Raw genomic sequence first — 17,891 nt, 5'->3', positions numbered from 1 at the left:
CAGGAATCCGTTGACAACATCATTGAGATTCCTTCGGATTCTATGTGTCCGCTCCGCCCCGTCTAGCCCCTCCGCAGGCTCCGGGGCCTGCGGTGCAGGAATTTCCCTCCGGCGCTCCTGCGTCGCTTATTTCCTCCGGGAATTTCCCACACCTTGCCCAAGGGTAGACAGGCCTCCGTCGGCCACAGCTCCGCAAGCTTCGCCAGCAGCCAAAAAACAACGGGGGAGGAAAGAAAGTAGCTGGCCGGGTCACACCGCTCCCTCACCCATTCCTCTGCAAAGGACACAAAACCAATGAACGCAATCAGCGTTGAGACGATCACGACCGAGGACACCGGCGAAACCATCCACGGCGTCACCGTGCTGGGTAACTACCACATGAACGGCGGTTACGACTGGATGGAACTCATCGGAGAACACGGCTGGGTAGTGATCCCCAGCTGGGGATCTGACGGCTGGGACTTGGGCCAGTGGCCCCTTGTCATGGTCGCCGGAACCCGCACCGCCGACGGGATCGGCAACCTGTTCGGCATGGCCACCTACTGCGAGGGGGACGTGAAAACGACGTTCTACCGGACCAAGGCCCGGTACTGGGACGCGATCACCGAAGAGGCTTTTTCCCACTGGAAGAACGGGCAAGCCCAAGGCCCGGCAGACCTGCCCGAAGCCGCCGCGGAGCTTCCCAGCCGCTACCGCATCCCGCCCACGTTCCAAGCAGCAGCCGCCGCCTAACAGCCCTCGACTCCTTGCCGGGCGGACCCCCGCCGCCCGGCAAGGCACCACACCAGCAAAGGACCAAGGAACAATGACCGAAAACCGCAGCATCGCCAACAGTCCGGCCCAAGCCGTGGTCTTCCTCGAAACCCTCGCGGCAATCGTGGAGAAGTCCCCCGTGGCTTACAGCGCCAGCGCAGCCGAAGACCTCGCCGCGCACATCCGGGGCATGGCCGCAGCCGTCATCACCGAGGCCCATGTGAACCCCGCCGAACTGGACACCACCCGGCAATACGCGTCACTGGACTGGCACAACGAAGCCATAGCCGTCCTGTTCGCCGCAGAACATCGTCCGACCTTCCGCTAGCAGGAACTGAGAACCGATGTACTGCCCGGCCAGAGCCGGGCAGTACATCCCCCACCACTTCAAAGGAGCCAGCACATGAGCAACGCCACCGCAGCCCCCAAAGGCATCACCGCCCTGATTTACCGTGACGCCCTGGGCACGGACTTCTCCAATCAGGGCATTTCCGCCCGCGTCATGGAGGTAACCGTCATCGGCGAGGGCATCGACCCCGTTTTCGAAGCCACGGAGGAACGGCCTGCCGTCTGGCCCTTGAACGCCACAATCCGGCCGCTATCGGCCGGCGGTTCCTGCGATCGAGCCCAGACTTCCAGATCCGGAGGTGGGACTGCCTGCCGGGCCCCGCTCCACCGTCGAGCATGCGGGTGGCAAAGCCTGTTCGGAACTGCCGCGACCCGGGAGCAGGAGGGAACCTGGCACGGCCCGAAGGAGGACATCGGCGTGGGCCGGGTGGCCTGGATCCACTCCTCAACGGTTGATGAGGAGTGCTGCTGGAACCGGAAGTTGTGCGCCAGGCACAATCCCGATTGCTGGCTGGTCGGGCGCGGGCAACCTGTGACGAGGCAGAATCTTTCGCCGCGTACCGGTCGTCCGCTCGTTGTGTTCAGGAACTCCTCAAGGGACAGGTGGCCCTTACGGAATTCACGACGGCAGGCGGGGCAGAGATCATGGCCGGGGGTCGCGACGCTGGTGCTGCATTCCTTCCGCGCGCACTCTCGTATTCCAAGTACGGGATGATTTCGCGGTGGCGCGAGGATTTGCTCGTCGGCCTTCCAACCGGCTGCTGTCAGGAAGTCGGGCCGCAAAGCGGCACGAAGCACGTCCAGTTCACGGTTCGGCGCTACCGGATCGACTCGGAATCGGCTGCCGCTGCTCAAGTAGCTCATTGTTCTTGTCCAGTCGTTCGAGGTGCCGGGACCCGCTCGACGACGGCACGGAGCCGCTCAGGTGATGGGTGTAGATACACCTCGCTCGATGAAATCCAGGCATGACCTAGGAGTTCTTTGAGCACGTCCGCGGTGCCGCCGTGCGCCGCTATGTTGGTGGCGAAGCTGTGCCGCAGCATGTGGGGGTGAACGGGTCGTTTCAGGCCGGCGCGTGACGACAGTCGGGTCAGGAGTTCATTGATAGCGCCCGGCCTCATGGGTGTTCCCAAGGGATCGGCAAATAGTTTCACGAGCAGGAAGTCCGACCGCCCGGCAGGATCTAAGCGTTCCCGCTCGGCGATGTACTGATCATAGGCCTGAACCGTCATCCAATCAGCCGGTACGACTCGTTGCCGGCGGGATTTTGCCCAGGCGCCGTTCGGGTTCGTCCTTCGCACCACGTGCAGATGCGTTCCCCGAAAGCCGCAACCGAGCTGGGAAGCATCCGGCACAAAATGGATGTCTGAACGGCGCAGACCGGCCAGCTCGCCCCTGCGCAAACCCATCCGCCACATCGCAATGACAATAAGGCGATCACGGGCGTTACGGGATGCTCGAATCAGGCCAACGATGTCCTCCCCTTCAGCATTTACGATCGCGGAGCGCGGCTCGGACAACCGATGCCGGGCCCTTGCGCGTGGACGATGTGCACCCCGTTCTGCTTCGTTCACGGCGTAGCTGTCGAAGGATTCGTAAACCACTCCCAGCACCTGCGGGTCCAGCTGACCCACGGCGGCCGCATGCCGGAAGAAGCTGCGAACTGCAGCCATGATCGCATTCACTCGCCGTGGACCACGCACCAGTTCGCTGCGATCGGCGGCTATTTGGTCCTGGCGATAGTGCTGGAGCCAGTAAACGAAGCGACCAAGATACGGAGCACACTCCTGCCAGGGCCTACGAATTGACTCAGCCCAGTCGAAGAACAATGCAAGCGAAGCAGCGTATGACTGGCTGGTGGACTCGGCGCCATCTCGGCCCAGCCTGTGGTGCAGCAGGAAGTCATCCGCTTCAACCACTACATGCTGGCCTGGATCTAGCACGGTCCAGTAGCGCAGTTCTGAGGGCATTCTCACGAGAAATGATCTGAAGTTTGCCATGGCCGCATCACCCCCTGCACCTCATCTCAGAGATGATGCTCATGCGAAGGATGCTAGAACTCGCGACGTGAAAGACGTGCCCGACACACCGATAGTTGCAGTGCCGGACACAAACGGAAGTACAAAGATGCGACGTCCGCGACACCCTTTTCAGACCCAATAGAACCGCATCTTTCCTGAGCTGTGCGAAGGTGTGCGCGCCCAGGTCCCTCCAGTTATCTAGCCCCGCAGACGCTGTCAGCTGTACGGGTGAACTGTTTGAGCCTTTTGCGTGTGTCAGGCATTGTCAGCCATTGGCTTGCGGTATTGGAGTTACAGGTGGACCTCCGCACAGAAACCTGGCGAGGATTGAACTCCTTCAGCCAGAGACTGGGCGCCACCTGTCTCATAACTAACGATGAGCACTCCATTCTCGCCTGAAGGTTGCGAGACATAGTTACGAGAATTGCCCTTGCCATCGTAGATCCCAGGTACTGGCGAAAAGCCTTCGGTATTTGGCTGGGGAGTCAAGCATCCGTTGACTCGCTCCGGGCGGTGCGCCGGGCTGCGAAACGAGCCTCATGGATGCCCAGCCTGCGGCAGTGTCTCCCCGCTCCCCTATGCGTTGGCGCCCTTGGCTGGCCGGGTCTGAGCCTGTTGTTTGTCCAGGACTTTTTGTCCGTGCCGGGTCAGTCCGCGGGGTTTGTAGACCGACAGGATGCTTGTGATGAGCAGTGCCAGTATCGCCGCTCCGGCGTCGGCGACGAGTTGGATCCTCATTCCGTTCATGTCCGTAGGGCCCAGGTCTGCTGCCAGGGCCATTTTGGCCATTGCGGTGACCGGTTGGAGATGTACGAGCAACAGGGCCGTGGCCAGGACGGTGATGATGAGTTTGATCAGGACCCAGTAGTGCCGGAACAGGCCCCACACGGTGCCCAGGCCCTGGACGATGCCGGAGATCAGGGAGGCCAGGCTGAGCGGGAAGATCATCATCCACCCGATGAGGTTCATGCCCACATAGGCCGCACGGACCAGCTGCGGGTCCGTGGACGTCAGGCCGGCGATGGCCAGGACCAGGAACGCGGCGATGGCACCGAGCCAGCCCACGGAGGAGATGATGTGGACGGTCAGCGCCGCCTTGCGCACCGCGGGGGGCATTAGTTTCATGGCGTGTGGTTCATGACCGTTCCGCCGCTGAGGTGTATGACAGCAATGGCGACCACCAGCACGGCAGCAGCGACCAGAAATGCCTTCACCCACCGCGGCGTCTTGTGCCGTGGGGTTTCTCTGCTCTCAGTGCCTGAATCGGGGTTGGGCCCGGGGTGTGTCATGGGGATCCTTCGATAAGTTTTGTAAAACAGTATGTATCGAAACCAGCCACTGTGTCTATTCTGTGTCAGGTTGTAGCATTCGGGTATGCCAAGGCTTTGGAATGAGACGATCGAGACCCACAGGGACGCTGTGCGTGGTGCCGTTCTTGACGCCGCTGCGCACCTTTTTGCCGGTCACGGCACGTTGGGGGTCACGATGTCTGCGATCGCCCAGGAGGCGGGTATCGGCCGGGCGACCCTTTACAAGTACTTCCCAGACGTGGAGTCCATCCTGCTGGCCTGGCATGAGCGCCAGGTCCAGTCGCATCTGGATGAACTGCTCCGCATCAAAGATCAAACTGCCGGTGCCGCGCAGCAGCTCGAGGCCGTTTTACATGCCTATGCTTTCCTGTCCCGCTCGGGCCGCGATGATGCGAACGCGGCCCGCCTGCATCAGGCAGGACACGCAGGGCAGGCTCAGCAACACCTTCAGGATATGTTCGCAGAGCTCATTCAAGCGGGAGCGGACGCGGCGGCTTTCCGCTCGGACGTTGCCCCGGACGAGCTCGCGGCCTTTTGTCTGCATGCCCTTGGGGCTGCAACTGAAATGACTTCGCATGCGACGGTGCTCAGGCTCGTAAAAGTCACCATAGGCGCCCTGCATCCCGCCCATTCTTCGGGTGCCTGAGGTGAAGGCCCGCGCTGTGGCGGGCCTTCACGACGATGGTTCAGCGGCTGATCAAGGCTCTTAGTCAGCCGAGGGACGCGAGGAGTTCATTGCAGGCGGCCTCGCAGCGCCGGCACGCCTCGGCGCAGATCCTGCAGTGCTCGTGCATGCCGGAGTGCTGTTCGCATTCATCACCGCAGGCTTTGCATACGGTGGCGCAGGCCTGGAGAACGGCGCGGGTGATGTTGGCGTCGTAGCCGGTATGGCGGGAGAGAATGTTGCCTGTTGTGGTGCATATGTCGGCGCAGTCCAGGTCGGTGCGGATGCATTTGGTCAGTTCGGCCACCATGTCCTCGCTGAGGCATGCATCAGCGCAGGCTGTACAGGCTTGTGCGCAGTCAAAACAGGCCGCGATGCATTCGGCCAGCTTGTGCGGGTCGATGCCGCCAAGGTCCTTGGGGTAGGCGTCGAGCAGTTTGTGAGTGGTTCCGTGGGTCATTGTGCACTCTCTTTTCCAAAGGTTTGAGTAGCTGAAAAATGTTCCGGCCCCGCATGAATTTTGTTTGTGCGGTCCCGGGCCTGGGTTCCTGTGCGCCTCCTTTCCACTCCTCCTTGTGCTGTTATGCGCCAGTATGGCTGTCCTCGTGCTGGTAAGTAACTCCCCCTTTAATCGGGGAGCCGGCTTTGCCGGTGAATCTTTCTGGCCCGTTTCCTGGCCCGGTAGGAGGTGACGGCGGCGCGGGGACGTCCGGCCGCTTTGAACAGGTCAGCCGCCCACTCGAACTCGGCTGCGGCAGCGAGGTAAAGGCCTTCATCAAAAAGCCGCCGCCCGATCTGATGGCGGACCTGGGCTTCCCTGAATGTCGTGCGTGCAGCGCGAAGGGCACGTTCCTGCACCCGGGCGGCGTCCCGCCAGCGATACAGCCGCTGATAGGCATAGGCGAGAACGAGCAGGGCACGGAACGGGTCCGTGGAGGCGGCCAGCAGTTGTTGGGCTTCGCTGACTGCTTCTTCACCCCGGCCCAGAAGGGACAGAACCCACACGCGTTCCAAGTCGGTGCAGCCTTCCAGCCGGGCTTCGACTGCCTCCCTGTCCACGACCACGTCCCGCAGCGTGGCGAGGTCCACGAACCAGATCCTCTCCGGATGCTCCATGAGTACGCCGCCTACACTGCCGCGATCAGGCAACAAACCCGGCGGGGATCATTGGACAGTGGGAGGGGTACGGAAGACATTGCCGCCGTCGGTTGATACGACGAGCCCGTCGGTGGTGGCGGCCCAGATCGTTGGTTTCCCGTCGGTCTTTTTCACTGCGGTGATCGCCTGGACCTGTCCGTCGATCCGGCCTGCCTGGGTCCAGGTGCTGCCGGCGTCTGCTGAGTACTGGACTGAACCATCGGGTTCGACGCCGATGACTTCGGTGCCGCCGGCGAACGCAACGAATTGGATGACGGGAGCTGCGTGTTCAGTTCCCAGGTTTTCCCGCCGTCAGTGGAGCGTTGAAGCCCGTCGCGGGTGGTGGCGAGAACGGTGTCGGTTTCCGGGTTTCCGGCCAAGACGGCTGGGACGAACCCGGCGGTGGCAGGGGACCAGGTTTTTCCGTCCGGGCTGGTCAGCAGTGTTCCGTCGTACGCGACGATTCCGGACTTGGCTGTGGCGAGGGCGTGGAAGTCCGATTCGCCTTGGCGGGAGAGCTGCTCCCACGTTTTTCCGCCGTCCGCGGACCGGACCAGGCCCATGGGGTTGGGCATGTCCGAGCCGGGGCCAGGGTGCCCGGAAGCATAAAACACGCCATGGTCAGCTGCTGCCGTGAAGCCCATCAAGTCGTTGATGTCACCGATCCGGGTGACGGGGGACTTGGTGAGGTCGAACAAGCCGTCATGGGTAGCAAGCAGGACCGACCTGATCTGTTGCGGGATTCACGCTCAGGCCGTGGACGTGCGAGCTGGGCAGGCCAGCCGCGGCGGGAGTAGATGCGGTGCCGGCTGTTGTGCCGGAGGCACAGGCGGACAAGGTCAGCAGGAGGGCGGCGGCCGCGGTGAATCCAGCGGCGGGACGGCCTCGGTTTATAAGGTGCAGGGGCACGGGAACTCCAGAGTGGTCCGGGAAATGGGTTTGGGGGAGGCACCGGCCCCGGTGGGGACGGGGCCGGTGCCGGGTGGTGTGCTCGCTAGAGGGTGGCCAGCAGGTCTTTCATTTCCTGGATTTCGGCTTCCTGGTCACTGACGATGTCCTTGCTGAGCTGGACCGCGTCAGCGTTCTTTCCGTCGGTGGTTTCGGTCCTGGCCATCATTACCGCGCCTTCGTGGTGGGCGATCATCTGGGTCAGGAACAGCTTTGCTGCCTCGGTGCCCTGCGCAGCCTCGAGTTTGGCCATGTCCTCCTCGCCCATCATCCCGGACATGCTGTGCCCGGACGGCATGTTGGTGGGCATCGCGGTGGGCTGTCCCCAGCTTTCAAGCCAGCCGGTCATCTTCTCGATTTCCGGTCCCTGCGCGTCCTTGATCTTGGTGGCCAGCTCCGTCACGGCGGCGGGAATGCCTTCCTTTTTGAGCATGGTCTCGCTCATCGCCACGGCCTGCGTGTGGTGCGGGATCATCATCTGCGCGAACATGGTGTCCGCGTCATTGAACTCAGCCGAAGCTGCGGCGGAGGTTGCCGACGCTGTACCCGAGGGCATCGTCGAGCCGCCGTGGTTCATGCCGGGCATGCTGCTGGTCGCCGGACTTCCGGCTTCAGTGCCGGCGGCGCAGCCGGCGAGGGCGATTGCTGCTGCGATCGCGGCAGCGGAAACGGTCAGGGTCTTCATCATGGAAATCAGGGTCCTCAAAAGTATCAGCGGCGCGTAGCGCCTTGTGGATTGCATGCAGTGACGGCCCCCGAGCGGGGCGGCCTGTTTTATGCGTGCCGAGGTAGCTCGAAGCCGGGCCGGGCAGGACACGGCGCGTCGTGCTGGTTTACGTCCGGCTGATACAGAGGTCACCGGGAGCGGGTGTCTCCGGTGAGTAGGAATAGTGGGTACTGACTGCAGCCGCCGCACCAAAGTCCGGTAGGGCATCGGTTGCTGTTCCCGGCGCAGGGGCCGAAAGCGAGGTGTTTCCCGGGGACAGCACGCAAGCGTTGCCGCCGGCGGACATCTCGGGGCAGGACCCGTCAGGGGCGCAGGACGAAGACGCCCCCGCTGCCGCTTGGGCAACCACCGCCCCGTCCGTGGACGCCCCCGGTGGTTGGGAATGGCCGGCGGGAAGGCTTTCCAGATGCACGGTTGACTGGGCGGGTGCTGCCGGCATGCTGTTCGCGGCGCTCATATGGTGTGCGCCGGTGATGATGTGCATGCCGAAGATGCCGGCAATGATGGCCAGAGCCGCCGTCAGGAAGCCCGCACGAAGGAGGAAAGTGATCATGGGTCCACGAGATAGTGAGCTCACAACGTTTCCTCCCTTCCGTGCAGGTTGTTCAGATCCTTAAGCCTACCGGCAGGGGTATCCCTGCCGGATCAGAGCTTCTTGTTCAACGTGGCTGGGAGGGATTGAGTTTCACCCTCCGCAGCAGCTGGGCGTTCAGTGCCACCACAATCGTGGACACGGACATCAGCACTGCACCGGCTGCCGGGGACAGCACGACCCCGGCGAAGGCCAGGACACCGGCCGCCAAAGGAACCGCGAGGACGTTGTAGCCGGTGGCCCAGATCAGGTTTTGCCACATCTTGGCGTAGCTGGCCCGGGACAGGTCCACCATCGACAACACAGCCCGCGGGTCATTCCCGGCCAGGACAACCCCGGCGGATTCCATGGCCACATCCGTGCCGGCGCCGATGGCGATACCGACCTCGGCCCGTGCCAGTGCCGGGGAATCGTTCACCCCGTCACCGACCATGGCAACCTTCATCCCCCTGGCCTGAAGCTCGGCGACCTTCTTGTCCTTATCCGCCGGAAGGACTTCGGCGAACACCTCATCGATGCCCAGGTCTTCAGCCACCGCCCGGGCGACCTGACGGGCGTCACCGGTGATCATGGCGACCTTCACCCCTCGATGCTGCAACGCCGCGACGGCCTGCCGCGACTCAGGGCGGATGCTGTCCTCCAGGCTGACAGCTCCCAGAACCTCGTGTCCGTCGATCACGTGCAGCACCGCCGCGCCGCGGCCCATCCAGGCGCTGGTGGATTGTGCCAGCGCGTCGGGTTCGGTGGCACCCAGTTCACGCAGCAGCGCAGGCCCGCCAACATGGACAGTCCGGCCATCCACGGTCGCGCGGACGCCCCGCCCGGTCAGGGAACTGAAGTCAGTGGCCTGCGGGATACTCAGGTTCCGCTCCCGCGCCGCCCGGACGATGGCCCGTGCCACGGGGTGCTCACTGTCGGACTCCACGGTCGCGGCAAGTGCCAGCAGCGCGTCAGAGTTCCCGCCGGGTACGGCCGCGATGTCCTTCAGTTCCGGCTCGCCCGTGGTGAGGGTGCCGGTCTTATCGAACAGGACGACGTCGATGGTGCGCATCCGCTCCAGCGCCATCCGGTTCTTGATCAGCACCCCGGCGCGGGCTGCCTGTTCGGTGGAGATGGCGATGACCAGGGGGATGGCCAGGCCCAGGGCGTGCGGGCAGGCGATCACCAGGACGGTGACGGTCCGGGTGACAGCCTCCGGGACGCTCCCGAGCAGCGTCCAGACGATGAAGGTGAGCACGCCCGCGCCCGCGGCGAAGTAGAACAGGAAGGCCGCCGCCCGGTCGGCCAGGGCCTGGGCTTTGGAGGAGGACGCCTGCGCTTCGGCGACAAGCCGCTGGATGCCCGCCAGTGCCGTGTTCTCCCCGACGGCTGTGACCTGGACCCGGACGCTGTTATCCGTTGCGACGGTTCCTGCCACGACAGTGTCCCCGGGTCCCCGGGGGACGGTTTTGGATTCACCGGTGATCATGGACTCGTCGAACTCGGCCTGGCCGCCCACCACCGTTCCGTCAGCGGGCATCCGGGCGCCGGAGCGGACCAGGACGGTGTCGCCTTCCCGGAGCTCGGAGACCGGCACGGTTTCGGTACCGGCGTTGGTGACGCGTTCGGCCTCGTCCGGCAGCAGCGCGGCGAGGGCATCCAACGCTCCCTGCGCCGAGCCTAGGGCGCGCATTTCGATCCAGTGTCCCAGCAGCATGATGGCCACCAGCAGGGCCAGTTCCCACCAGAAGTCCAGGTCAAACCCGCCGATGCCAAGGGTGGTGACCGAGGACGCGGCGAACGCGACCGTGATGGCCATGGCGATCAACAGCATCATGCCCGGCCTGCGGTCCTTCAGTTCCCGCGATCCGCCCTGGAGGAAGGGCTGGCCGCCGTAAAGGAAGATCACCGTGCCCAAGACGGGCGGGATCCAGGCCGAGCCGGGGAACATCGGGGCCATATAGCCCAGGATGTGCCCGACCATCGGGCTGAAATATACGACCGGGACGGACAGGGCCAGGGTCAGCCAGAACCGGTTTTTGAACATCGCGGTGCTATGCCCGGCGTGCTGGCCATGGGCGTGGACGGCGCGGTCATCCTGCCCGCCATGGCCCTCGTGGTGGCCGCGGCCGTGCTCGGTAACCGTGACCGTGGCGGCCGATGCAGGGGGCGCGCTGTGGGATTCAGTGACAGGCACATGCGGGCCGTTGTGGCTGGCGTGCCCGCCGTGGTGCTGGGTGTGGTCTTCCATGGTTCCTCCTTGAGAGGAGACTCCGCCTCACTTCGGGCAGGCTCGCTGCCGGATGAGCTTGGAGTGGTCAGTTACTGATGAGTGTGTAGCCGGCGGAGGTAACAGCCTCCCGCACAGCGGAACTGTCTGCTTCACCGCTGACAGTCAGACGGGAGCGACCGCCCGGAACGAGGTCCACCGACGCGGACTCCACACCCTCGAGTCCTAAGACGGCCTTCTGGACGGTCTCGGCGCAATGTCCGCAGGTCAGGCCCTCGACGGCGAATTCGGTCCCGCTGGTACGGGTGCTACCGTGGCCGTGGAGGCCGCCGAAGCTTCGGTGGAGCAACAGGCGCAGCCCGAAGCGGCTGAAGCGAGAGGCAGTTCAGTACGGTTTTGAATTCCACACATGTCAGTTTCCATTCCTTGAAGACGAAGGATCGATGGGCGCTGGGGTTGAACGGCTGTGAAAGGCGGTGCAGGGCACCGGCCGGGACATACCACTTCACTGACAACACCTCGAATATACCCCCAGGGGGTATATTATGCAAGCCGCTGAACCGCGGGACTCCGATACGCCGTTGTGGAAATCCACCGAAGGCCGGTGATTCAATGCCCTGGGGCATTGCATCACCGGCTTTTAGTATGCCCCCGGCACACTTGACGTTTTGTAGGCAGTCGGAACCCCCCTCATCCCTGATCAAGTGTCTCGAATCCTCCGCGTCTCAAAACCCAAGGGTTGTGAGACGGCTATGGTTTCCTAGGGGGACGGAGCATCACGCACTGACTGCCGCAGGGGCCGGGTAAGCGGTCACGCCTGAAGACGGGTCAAACGTAGCTGCAAATCTGTTCCGCGTCGCAACACTCCGGATCGGCTGCTTCAGCAGTCGCATAGTGTTCGGCCACGGTCGCCCGCAGCGCGGTGAGCTCCGCGATTTGCCGATCCAGATCCATCAGCTGTTTCCCCAGCACGTCCCGTACGTGAGTGCATGGCGTTATGCCGTTATCGCGGACCCGCAGAATGCCCTGGATCTGCGCCAGGGACAGTCCGGCGAGCTGGCTGCGGCGGATGAATTCGAGGCGGCTTACGGTGTCGTGCGCGTAGGCACGATAGCCGTTCGCGGAGCGTTCAGCCGGCGGGAGCAACCCCCGATCCTCATAAAACCTGATCGCCTTGGTTGTCATACCGACAGCGGCTGCAGCTTCACCAATTCGCATTCCGGGTCCCTAATTTCGTTCCGAAACCGCACATAATCCTTCCATTTTACTGGAAGGTTCCGCAGGGGCGCCAAACCCCGACGTGCTCCGCACCCGAACTGAAGGCATTTCTCAAAACCGCACTTCCGTAGCAAACACCCCGCTCTTCGCCCCGGCTCTTGACCTTCCCGCGCAGGGGAAGGTGCAGACTGGGGACAGCACCCACAAGACGAACACGCCGCAGTGTTCATCCAAGACTCCATGGAGGACTAATGCCTGAGGCAGCACCGGACTTTGATTTGGCCGTGATCGGTTCCGGCGGCGGCGCCTTCGCCGCCGCCATCCGGGCCACGAAGCTGGGCAAGCGCGTCGTGATGATTGAACGCTCCACGGTGGGCGGGACCTGTGTGAATACCGGGTGCATCCCCTCCAAAGCCCTGCTGGCCGCCGCGGAAGCCCGGCACGTCGCTTTGGACGCGAGCGGAAGGTTCCCCGGGATCAGCACCTCAGCGGCCCCGGTGGACATGGCGGCGCTGATAGACGGGAAACGTTCCCTGGTCGAGGGCATGCGCTCGGATAAATACGTGGATCTGGCCGCCGACTACGGGTGGGACCTGCGCCATGGCACGGCGGTGTTCGCAGGCACCCCGGAGGAACCTGTCCTGGAAGTCACCGGACCCGACGGTGCGCGCGACTCCCTGACCGCCGCCCACTATCTGGTCGCGACCGGTTCGGCCCCGTGGGCACCCCCGGTGCCGGGACTGGATGAAGTCGACTACCTGACTTCCACCACCGCCATGGAACTGAACGAGGTGCCCGAGTCCCTGATCGTCTTCGGCGGCGGCTACGTGGCCCTGGAACAGGCGCAGCTTTTCGCCCGCCTCGGATCGAAAGTCACCTTGCTGGTCCGCTCCCGGCTTGCCTCGCACGAGGAACCGGAAGCCTCCCGTGCCCTGATGAGCGTCTTCGCCGACGAGGGAATCCGCGTGGTCCGTCGCGCAACCGTGACCTCAGCCCGCACAGATCCGGCCGGGGCAGAGGTCGTTGTCACCGCCACGGTCGCCGGGGGCCAGGAAGAATTCCGGGCCGCGAAGCTGCTGGTAGCCACCGGGCGCCGCGCCGTCACGGACGGACTGAACCTGGATGCCGTCGGCGTCAAAACCGGGGACACCGGCCAGATCCTGGTTGAAAACACCCTCGCCAGCTCCAACCCCAGGATCTGGGCTGCAGGGGACGTGACTGGGCATCGGGAATTCGTCTACGTCGCCTCCGCCCACGGGACCCTGATGGTCGAGAACGCCTTCAACAACGCCGGCCGCGAGATCGACTACCGGCACCTGCCCCGGGTGACATTCACCAGCCCGACACTGGCCGCGGTCGGCATGACCGATAAGGAAGCCAACGAAGCGGGCATCCGGTGTGAATGCAGGGTCCTGCCACTGGAATACGTGCCCCGGGCACTGGTGAACCGGGACACCCGCGGTTTCATCAAAATCGTCGCCGACAACAGCACCGGCCGCATCGTGGGGATCACCGCGGTCGGCAAGGAGGCCGGTGACCTGGCCGCCGCCGGGGTGTACATCCTGGAGGCAGGCATGACCGTGGAGCAGGTCGCGAACCTTTGGTCCCCCTACCTGACCATGGTCGAAGGGATCAAAATCGCCGCGCAGTCCTTCACCACCGACGTCTCCAAACTCTCCTGCTGCGCCTCCTGACCCACGCCAGCTCCAGCTCAATCCCCTCAAAGGAAACAACGATGACGAACAACGTCAGCCAGGTCACCGACCGCCTCGCCTCCTCCGAAACCGGCATGCAGCCCTGGCTGTGGCTGCCGCTGCTGAAACTCCTGGCACTGGGCGACCCTGTAGACGCAGCGGACCTTGCCGCCGCCACAGGCCGCCCCGTCGAGGAAGTCCGGGCCGCCCTTGAGGCAATGACCGACGCCGAGTACGACGGATCAGGCCGGATCGTCGGCATGGGACTGACCCAGCGCCCGACCCGGCACCGTTTCGAAGTGGACGGCGAACAGCTCTACACCTGGTGCGCACTGGACACCCTGATCTTCCCTACCCTTCTGGGCGCCTCCGCACGGATCGAATCCGCCTATGACTCCGCCAGCACCCCCGTGCGCCTGCGCGTCGGCAGCTCCGGCGTCACCGAAGTCGAACCCGCCACGGCCGTGGTGTCCCTGATCAACCCCCAAGATATGAGCTCGGTCCGCTCATCGTTCTGCAACCAGGTCCATTTCTTCGCCTCACCTGAAGAAGCCGAACCCTGGCTCAAGGACCACCCCGAGGGCACTGTCATCCCCGTAGGGGAGGCGTACCGGCTCGCATCGGACATGGCCGGAAAAATGCTCTCCCAGACCGACGCGCAGGAAACCGGAAAACCGGGGAACCAGGTCCACAGCTGCAGCTGCTGACACCAGGAGCCCTCGGTCACCACCATGCGTGCTGAAAAAACGTTTGACGAGCAGAACCCGAAAGATCAAGCCATTTGCAGGAGTCACCGTGAACGAACATTTCGATGTTGCCGTTCCTGGCACGGGGACCGGCGGGCAGGTCGCCGCGGGCGGCCTGCTCACGTGAACTCCGACCATCGAACAATTAATGAAAGCCAAGGCGAAATATGGCCTCTGAAACCGAGCTCCGGTGCTCATGCTGTGGGCGGGCATTTCCGCGCAGGAAACTCCATGCCCTTGGCTCCGAGCCAGCGTATATCTGCCGCAGGTGCGGTCTGTGGGTGGCGCTGCGGCCCCGGGAACGCACCTGAACGACTTCACGGAGCAGGAAGCTGGCGCGAAGGACCCTGTGGCTATCCCAAAGACGGCATCTTTGTCCGTTTGAACGCCATTCCACAGAAAGTTGATGGCAGGTTCCGGGATAGGTGAGAGTGAATCGCCCGGCGCCCATGGCCAGTAGTTGGATTCGGTGTCTCTAAACCTCGGTGCCTCGAATCACTAGCGTTTCGAGACGGGTGGATGGCATGGGTCACGAGACTGCCAAACTCTGAAACGCGCTAATCGCGTTCAGCCCGGCTGAGTCGTGCCGTTAGCGACAGCGTTGTCCGGTTCGGTTCTGCAAGCTCCTGGGCCAAGGCTTCGCGGGCGGCGTCGAGGTCGTGTTTGAGGGCGTTGATGGTCCGTCGAAGATCGTTGATGGTGTTGGTTAGCCCTTGGTTAGCCCTGCCTTTTCGGACATGAGCGGTTCGTTGGCGGAACGCAGTTCCGCGTGGACTGCCGGGTCGACGTGGCCGGCGTCGGGGAACTGCGCTCCGAGCCATCGGCGCCGCTGGGTGCGTAGTTCGTTGATGCTTTCCTTTTGTTCCTTCACCAGTCCCCGCAGGCGGTGAATTTCCGCGACAAAGGTCAAGCGGTCCGCTGCTGCGCCACGGGCGGAGGCAGCTGCTGTCAGGACCTGGTCGCGATTCCGCGCTTCCCTGACTTTGTGGGCTGCTTTCTTGACGGCGGTGTGCAGTTCGGGGTGGCTGTGGATGAATTCCCGGGATACGCCTGCTTCCCTGGCCACGGAGGAGATGGTGATCGCCGCCCCTCGTCCGGCCAAGGCCAGCAGAGTCTGGCCGACGGCTTGTTTCTTCAGCCCGGACATCGCCTGCCGGTGCTCCCGGAGAGCCTGCCCGCTACTGCCCGGCACTGGAGACGCCCTCCTGAAGGATCCCGCGCAGGTCGATCCTGCGCGGCAGGGCCGCCCTGGCACGGATGTCGGCCATGGCTGCCAGGGCTTCTTCAATTTTCTGGCGTTCGGCGTGTTGAAGGGATGCGATGTAGGCGTCAATGGCTCCAATGAGGGATGAGCAGTCGTCAATTCGCTTGAGCAGGTAGTCCAGTACGTGCTGGCGGGTCTGAATGGCGCGGGCGCGTTCGTATTTGACCTTCAGATGGAGCCGTTTGGCTTCCATGGCATCGCGTTCCAAGGGGTCAACGAGGAAGAAGGGGCACGCCTCGCAGGCGTAATCAACGCTGCAGAAGTGGCCGTTGGCGGCGACGTTTTGGGGTTCGGTGCATGTTCCCACGGTGAGCGCGATCTTGCCGAAGCCCTCCCGTTCCCGGTCGAAGGGAACGACCCGGCCGTTGATGTCCAGCCGCCGTGTCGGCAGCGAGGCCATCGCCTTCTTTCGGCGCTTTGCGGTCACCTCTTAGTAAGCCATCGTCGTGCCGTGGCTCTTGTGCCCCATCAGTTCGCGCAGGACATCAGGTGGTGTGGTTGAGACTCCGTTTTCGTCGACAGCGTCCGCTAGCCGTTGTGCGAACGCGTGCCTGAACGAATACGGATCAATCCGGATGAGGTCGAAATAAACAAGGTTGCCTTCCGCTCCCTCGATCGGGCCGGTGAACGGTGCCTGCGAGGCAAGGATCTTCAGGAAATCGCGCAGACGGTGGTTGAGGAAGGCATCGACCCGGTGATGGTCCAAGGTACCTTTGAAGGTTGGGAACAGCCATTGGGAAACAACGCCGTGGTCGGCTTTGATCTGCTGCCACTCGCGGATCATGTCGTGGGTTTCCTGATGGATGGGAAGCCTTGGCCCGGGCTGCCAAGGCGGCTTGGCCTGGGTCCAGTTCAGGTAAGGGGCCCCGCTGTGGTCATAGGAGACGCAATCCTCCTTCAAGCGCACGGTCTCGCTGGTGCGGCGCCCACACCGCTCCTGCAGGTGAATCATGACCCTGGCCTCCGCGGTGGTGTACGGGTTGCCGCGGTCAATCAACTGGATGTGGTCCATGATCCAATCGATGATGGGGGCCGGCGTGTAGCGGAAGGGCTCGTCCACGTTCGCTGCGGACCGGGAACGCTTGCCTGCCGCCGCGTGACGGGCCTCTTCAACGGCGAACTGGGCGGGGACGTCCTTCCAAAAACGGGATACCGAGGCGTCACGGCGGCCGAAGGCGATGACCTGGCTGACCATTCGAATGACCTTGGCCTGCGGGTGCTGTCTCGGCCACCTTTCCCGCACCGCCTTGATCACAGCATCCATGTCCGCAACTCCCAGCGCGGTCGGCGGCGTGCCGCGGAGAGTAAGGATTTCGTCTATCAGGGTCCAAGCGTGCTGTGCCGAGTAGAGCGTGGGGACGTTGTGCGGGCCGCCGTGTCTGGCCCAGGCGGCCACGGACTGGGCCAACCAACTCTGGCTGATGCCCCGCAGGTCGATCTTGGCGTTATGCCCGAAGCTCTGCTGGGACTCCCGCAAAGCGAGGTCAGCGAAGTAGAGGACGCGGTCGTCGCGGGGGTCCAGCCCGGACCAGTCACGATGTGCCTCGTCAATCCGTCGCTGAAGGTCCTCACGGAGAAACCGAACCTGCTTATGGCCTTTCGGCTGCCCCAGCGACGTCTGGCCCACGACGCTGGTCACTCCACGGCGGCGCAAGTCCAAATACACCATCCGCAGCAGCAGGGCATCGAACCGTGAGATCCCTGCGAGGTCCCGGGCCTGGACCGCGAACAAGAGCTCCGAGCGAACCGGCTCTGGGAGCAAGGCAAACGGGACTGCGACGCGGGTCGCATAGGTCGTCGGGACGCCATCAATGATGACCTCCGGCTCGTATTCCCTCGCGACCCAGTCCTCGACAAACGACCCGGAAACCTCCGGCTGCCTGCCGGCCCAGCTCAGATAAAGCCGCGTATGCTTCGAGCACAGTCCCTCGCTCGACGTCGCATCGTGCCCGCATCCAGCTAAGCAGCGCTTCTCCCTGTTCAGAAGGACCGGCTCGGTGACCGAGATCCATTCTGCGGGCGTCGAGGCCCGCAGCCCCGAACCCTTCGCCCTCAGGAACGCATTCCGGTGGAAGTCGCAAAGCCCGAGCGCGAAATGCACCCGGCGGCACCCCTCAACTATGCACCCCAATGCCGCCGGGACCTTAGCCTCGATCCACCGGTCGGGTTGAGGTTGTAGCGGCGTTTTAAACAGAGAATGCCTGTCGGATCGGGAAAGATGGGGTTTGTCTAGAACTCCGTTTGGCCAATCCGAGAGGCA

Annotated in this window: 20 protein-coding genes; 6 read left to right on the top strand and 14 right to left on the bottom strand. The window is 63.6% G+C overall.

Annotation, left to right across the window (positions count from 1 at the left end; translation table 11 throughout):
* Positions 1-294: 294 nt before the first annotated feature.
* The 3 genes from ACLRGI_RS10290 (at position 295) to ACLRGI_RS10280 (ending at position 1,816) form a co-directional block, all read left to right on the top strand.
* A complete protein-coding gene (locus ACLRGI_RS10290) occupies positions 295-732 on the top strand; it encodes a hypothetical protein (protein WP_419201561.1) in 438 nt (145 codons plus the stop codon).
* 73 nt (positions 733-805) lie between these two features.
* Positions 806-1,081, top strand: a complete 276-nt coding sequence (locus tag ACLRGI_RS10285; protein WP_419201560.1) for a hypothetical protein — start codon at positions 806-808, stop codon at positions 1,079-1,081.
* A 75-nt stretch (positions 1,082-1,156) separates the two neighbouring features.
* Positions 1,157-1,816, top strand: coding sequence for a DUF8317 domain-containing protein (locus ACLRGI_RS10280; RefSeq protein WP_419201559.1), 660 nt, complete (start codon positions 1,157-1,159; stop codon positions 1,814-1,816).
* Positions 1,817-1,961: 145 nt separating this feature from the next.
* Here ACLRGI_RS10280 and ACLRGI_RS10275 read toward each other — a convergent pair whose 3' ends face one another.
* The 3 genes from ACLRGI_RS10275 to ACLRGI_RS10265 form a co-directional block, all read right to left on the bottom strand.
* Positions 1,962-3,071, bottom strand: coding sequence for a tyrosine-type recombinase/integrase (locus ACLRGI_RS10275; RefSeq protein WP_419201563.1), 1,110 nt, complete (start codon positions 3,069-3,071; stop codon positions 1,962-1,964).
* A 627-nt stretch (positions 3,072-3,698) separates the two neighbouring features.
* A complete protein-coding gene (locus tag ACLRGI_RS10270) occupies positions 3,699-4,247 on the bottom strand; it encodes a DUF2269 domain-containing protein (RefSeq protein ID WP_419201558.1) in 549 nt (182 codons plus the stop codon).
* Complete coding sequence (locus ACLRGI_RS10265; protein WP_419201557.1) at positions 4,244-4,411, bottom strand: hypothetical protein; 168 nt, start codon at positions 4,409-4,411, stop codon at positions 4,244-4,246. Before ACLRGI_RS10265 ends, ACLRGI_RS10270 begins: the two co-directional genes overlap by 4 nt.
* Positions 4,412-4,496: 85 nt before the next feature.
* On the opposite strand from ACLRGI_RS10265, the gene ACLRGI_RS10260 reads away from it, so the two are divergent.
* Positions 4,497-5,078, top strand: coding sequence for a TetR/AcrR family transcriptional regulator (locus ACLRGI_RS10260; protein ID WP_419201556.1), 582 nt, complete (start codon positions 4,497-4,499; stop codon positions 5,076-5,078).
* Between the two features lie 64 nt (positions 5,079-5,142).
* Here ACLRGI_RS10260 and ACLRGI_RS10255 read toward each other — a convergent pair whose 3' ends face one another.
* The 8 genes from ACLRGI_RS10255 to ACLRGI_RS10220 form a co-directional block, all read right to left on the bottom strand.
* Positions 5,143-5,556 (bottom strand): four-helix bundle copper-binding protein, encoded by a 414-nt coding sequence (locus ACLRGI_RS10255; RefSeq protein ID WP_419201555.1) that lies wholly within the window; start codon positions 5,554-5,556, stop codon positions 5,143-5,145.
* Positions 5,557-5,723: 167 nt separating this feature from the next.
* Positions 5,724-6,212, bottom strand: a complete 489-nt coding sequence (locus ACLRGI_RS10250) for a hypothetical protein (protein WP_419201554.1) — start codon at positions 6,210-6,212, stop codon at positions 5,724-5,726.
* 152 nt (positions 6,213-6,364) lie between these two features.
* On the bottom strand, positions 6,365-6,931 hold the full coding sequence (locus tag ACLRGI_RS10245) for a WD40/YVTN/BNR-like repeat-containing protein (protein WP_419201553.1): 567 nt from the start codon (positions 6,929-6,931) through the stop codon (positions 6,365-6,367).
* Positions 6,932-7,227: 296 nt separating this feature from the next.
* Entirely contained in the window at positions 7,228-7,869 is a 642-nt protein-coding gene (locus ACLRGI_RS10240; protein ID WP_419201552.1) for a DUF305 domain-containing protein, read from the bottom strand.
* A gap of 145 nt (positions 7,870-8,014) precedes the next feature.
* Positions 8,015-8,461, bottom strand: coding sequence for a hypothetical protein (locus tag ACLRGI_RS10235; protein WP_419201551.1), 447 nt, complete (start codon positions 8,459-8,461; stop codon positions 8,015-8,017).
* A gap of 106 nt (positions 8,462-8,567) precedes the next feature.
* Positions 8,568-10,730 (bottom strand): heavy metal translocating P-type ATPase, encoded by a 2,163-nt coding sequence (locus tag ACLRGI_RS10230; RefSeq protein WP_419201550.1) that lies wholly within the window; start codon positions 10,728-10,730, stop codon positions 8,568-8,570.
* 67 nt (positions 10,731-10,797) lie between these two features.
* Positions 10,798-11,058, bottom strand: a complete 261-nt coding sequence (locus ACLRGI_RS10225) for a heavy-metal-associated domain-containing protein (RefSeq protein WP_419201549.1) — start codon at positions 11,056-11,058, stop codon at positions 10,798-10,800.
* Between the two features lie 479 nt (positions 11,059-11,537).
* Complete coding sequence (locus ACLRGI_RS10220) at positions 11,538-11,927, bottom strand: heavy metal-responsive transcriptional regulator (RefSeq protein WP_419201548.1); 390 nt, start codon at positions 11,925-11,927, stop codon at positions 11,538-11,540.
* A gap of 251 nt (positions 11,928-12,178) precedes the next feature.
* Between ACLRGI_RS10220 and merA the strand changes: the two genes are divergently transcribed.
* Positions 12,179-13,621 carry a mercury(II) reductase gene (gene merA / locus ACLRGI_RS10215; RefSeq protein ID WP_419201547.1) on the top strand — a complete coding sequence of 481 codons (1,443 nt, stop codon included), beginning with the start codon at positions 12,179-12,181 and terminating at the stop codon, positions 13,619-13,621.
* Positions 13,622-13,662: 41 nt separating this feature from the next.
* A complete protein-coding gene (merB, locus tag ACLRGI_RS10210; protein WP_419201546.1) occupies positions 13,663-14,328 on the top strand; it encodes an organomercurial lyase MerB in 666 nt (221 codons plus the stop codon).
* Between the two features lie 745 nt (positions 14,329-15,073).
* Here the strand turns inward: merB and ACLRGI_RS10205 are convergent.
* From ACLRGI_RS10205 to ACLRGI_RS10195, 3 genes are read right to left on the bottom strand one after another with little or no spacing between them, the layout of a single operon-like run.
* Positions 15,074-15,559: a DUF6262 family protein gene (locus ACLRGI_RS10205; protein WP_419201545.1), complete on the bottom strand. Its 486-nt coding sequence runs from the start codon at positions 15,557-15,559 to the stop codon at positions 15,074-15,076.
* Positions 15,546-16,058 carry a hypothetical protein gene (locus ACLRGI_RS10200; RefSeq protein ID WP_419201544.1) on the bottom strand — a complete coding sequence of 171 codons (513 nt, stop codon included), beginning with the start codon at positions 16,056-16,058 and terminating at the stop codon, positions 15,546-15,548. The genes ACLRGI_RS10205 and ACLRGI_RS10200 overlap by 14 nt, the downstream gene beginning before the upstream one ends.
* Before the next feature lie 3 nt (positions 16,059-16,061).
* On the bottom strand, positions 16,062-16,643 hold the full coding sequence (locus tag ACLRGI_RS10195) for a tyrosine-type recombinase/integrase (RefSeq protein ID WP_419201562.1): 582 nt from the start codon (positions 16,641-16,643) through the stop codon (positions 16,062-16,064).
* Positions 16,644-17,891 lie beyond the last annotated feature (1,248 nt).

This window comes from Paenarthrobacter sp. PPS72 (genome assembly GCF_048537125.1).
GTDB lineage: Bacteria > Actinomycetota > Actinomycetes > Actinomycetales > Micrococcaceae > Arthrobacter > Arthrobacter nitroguajacolicus_E.
The sequence above is the reverse complement of the archived record's forward strand: the minus strand, read 5'-3'. Positions and strand labels throughout refer to the sequence as shown.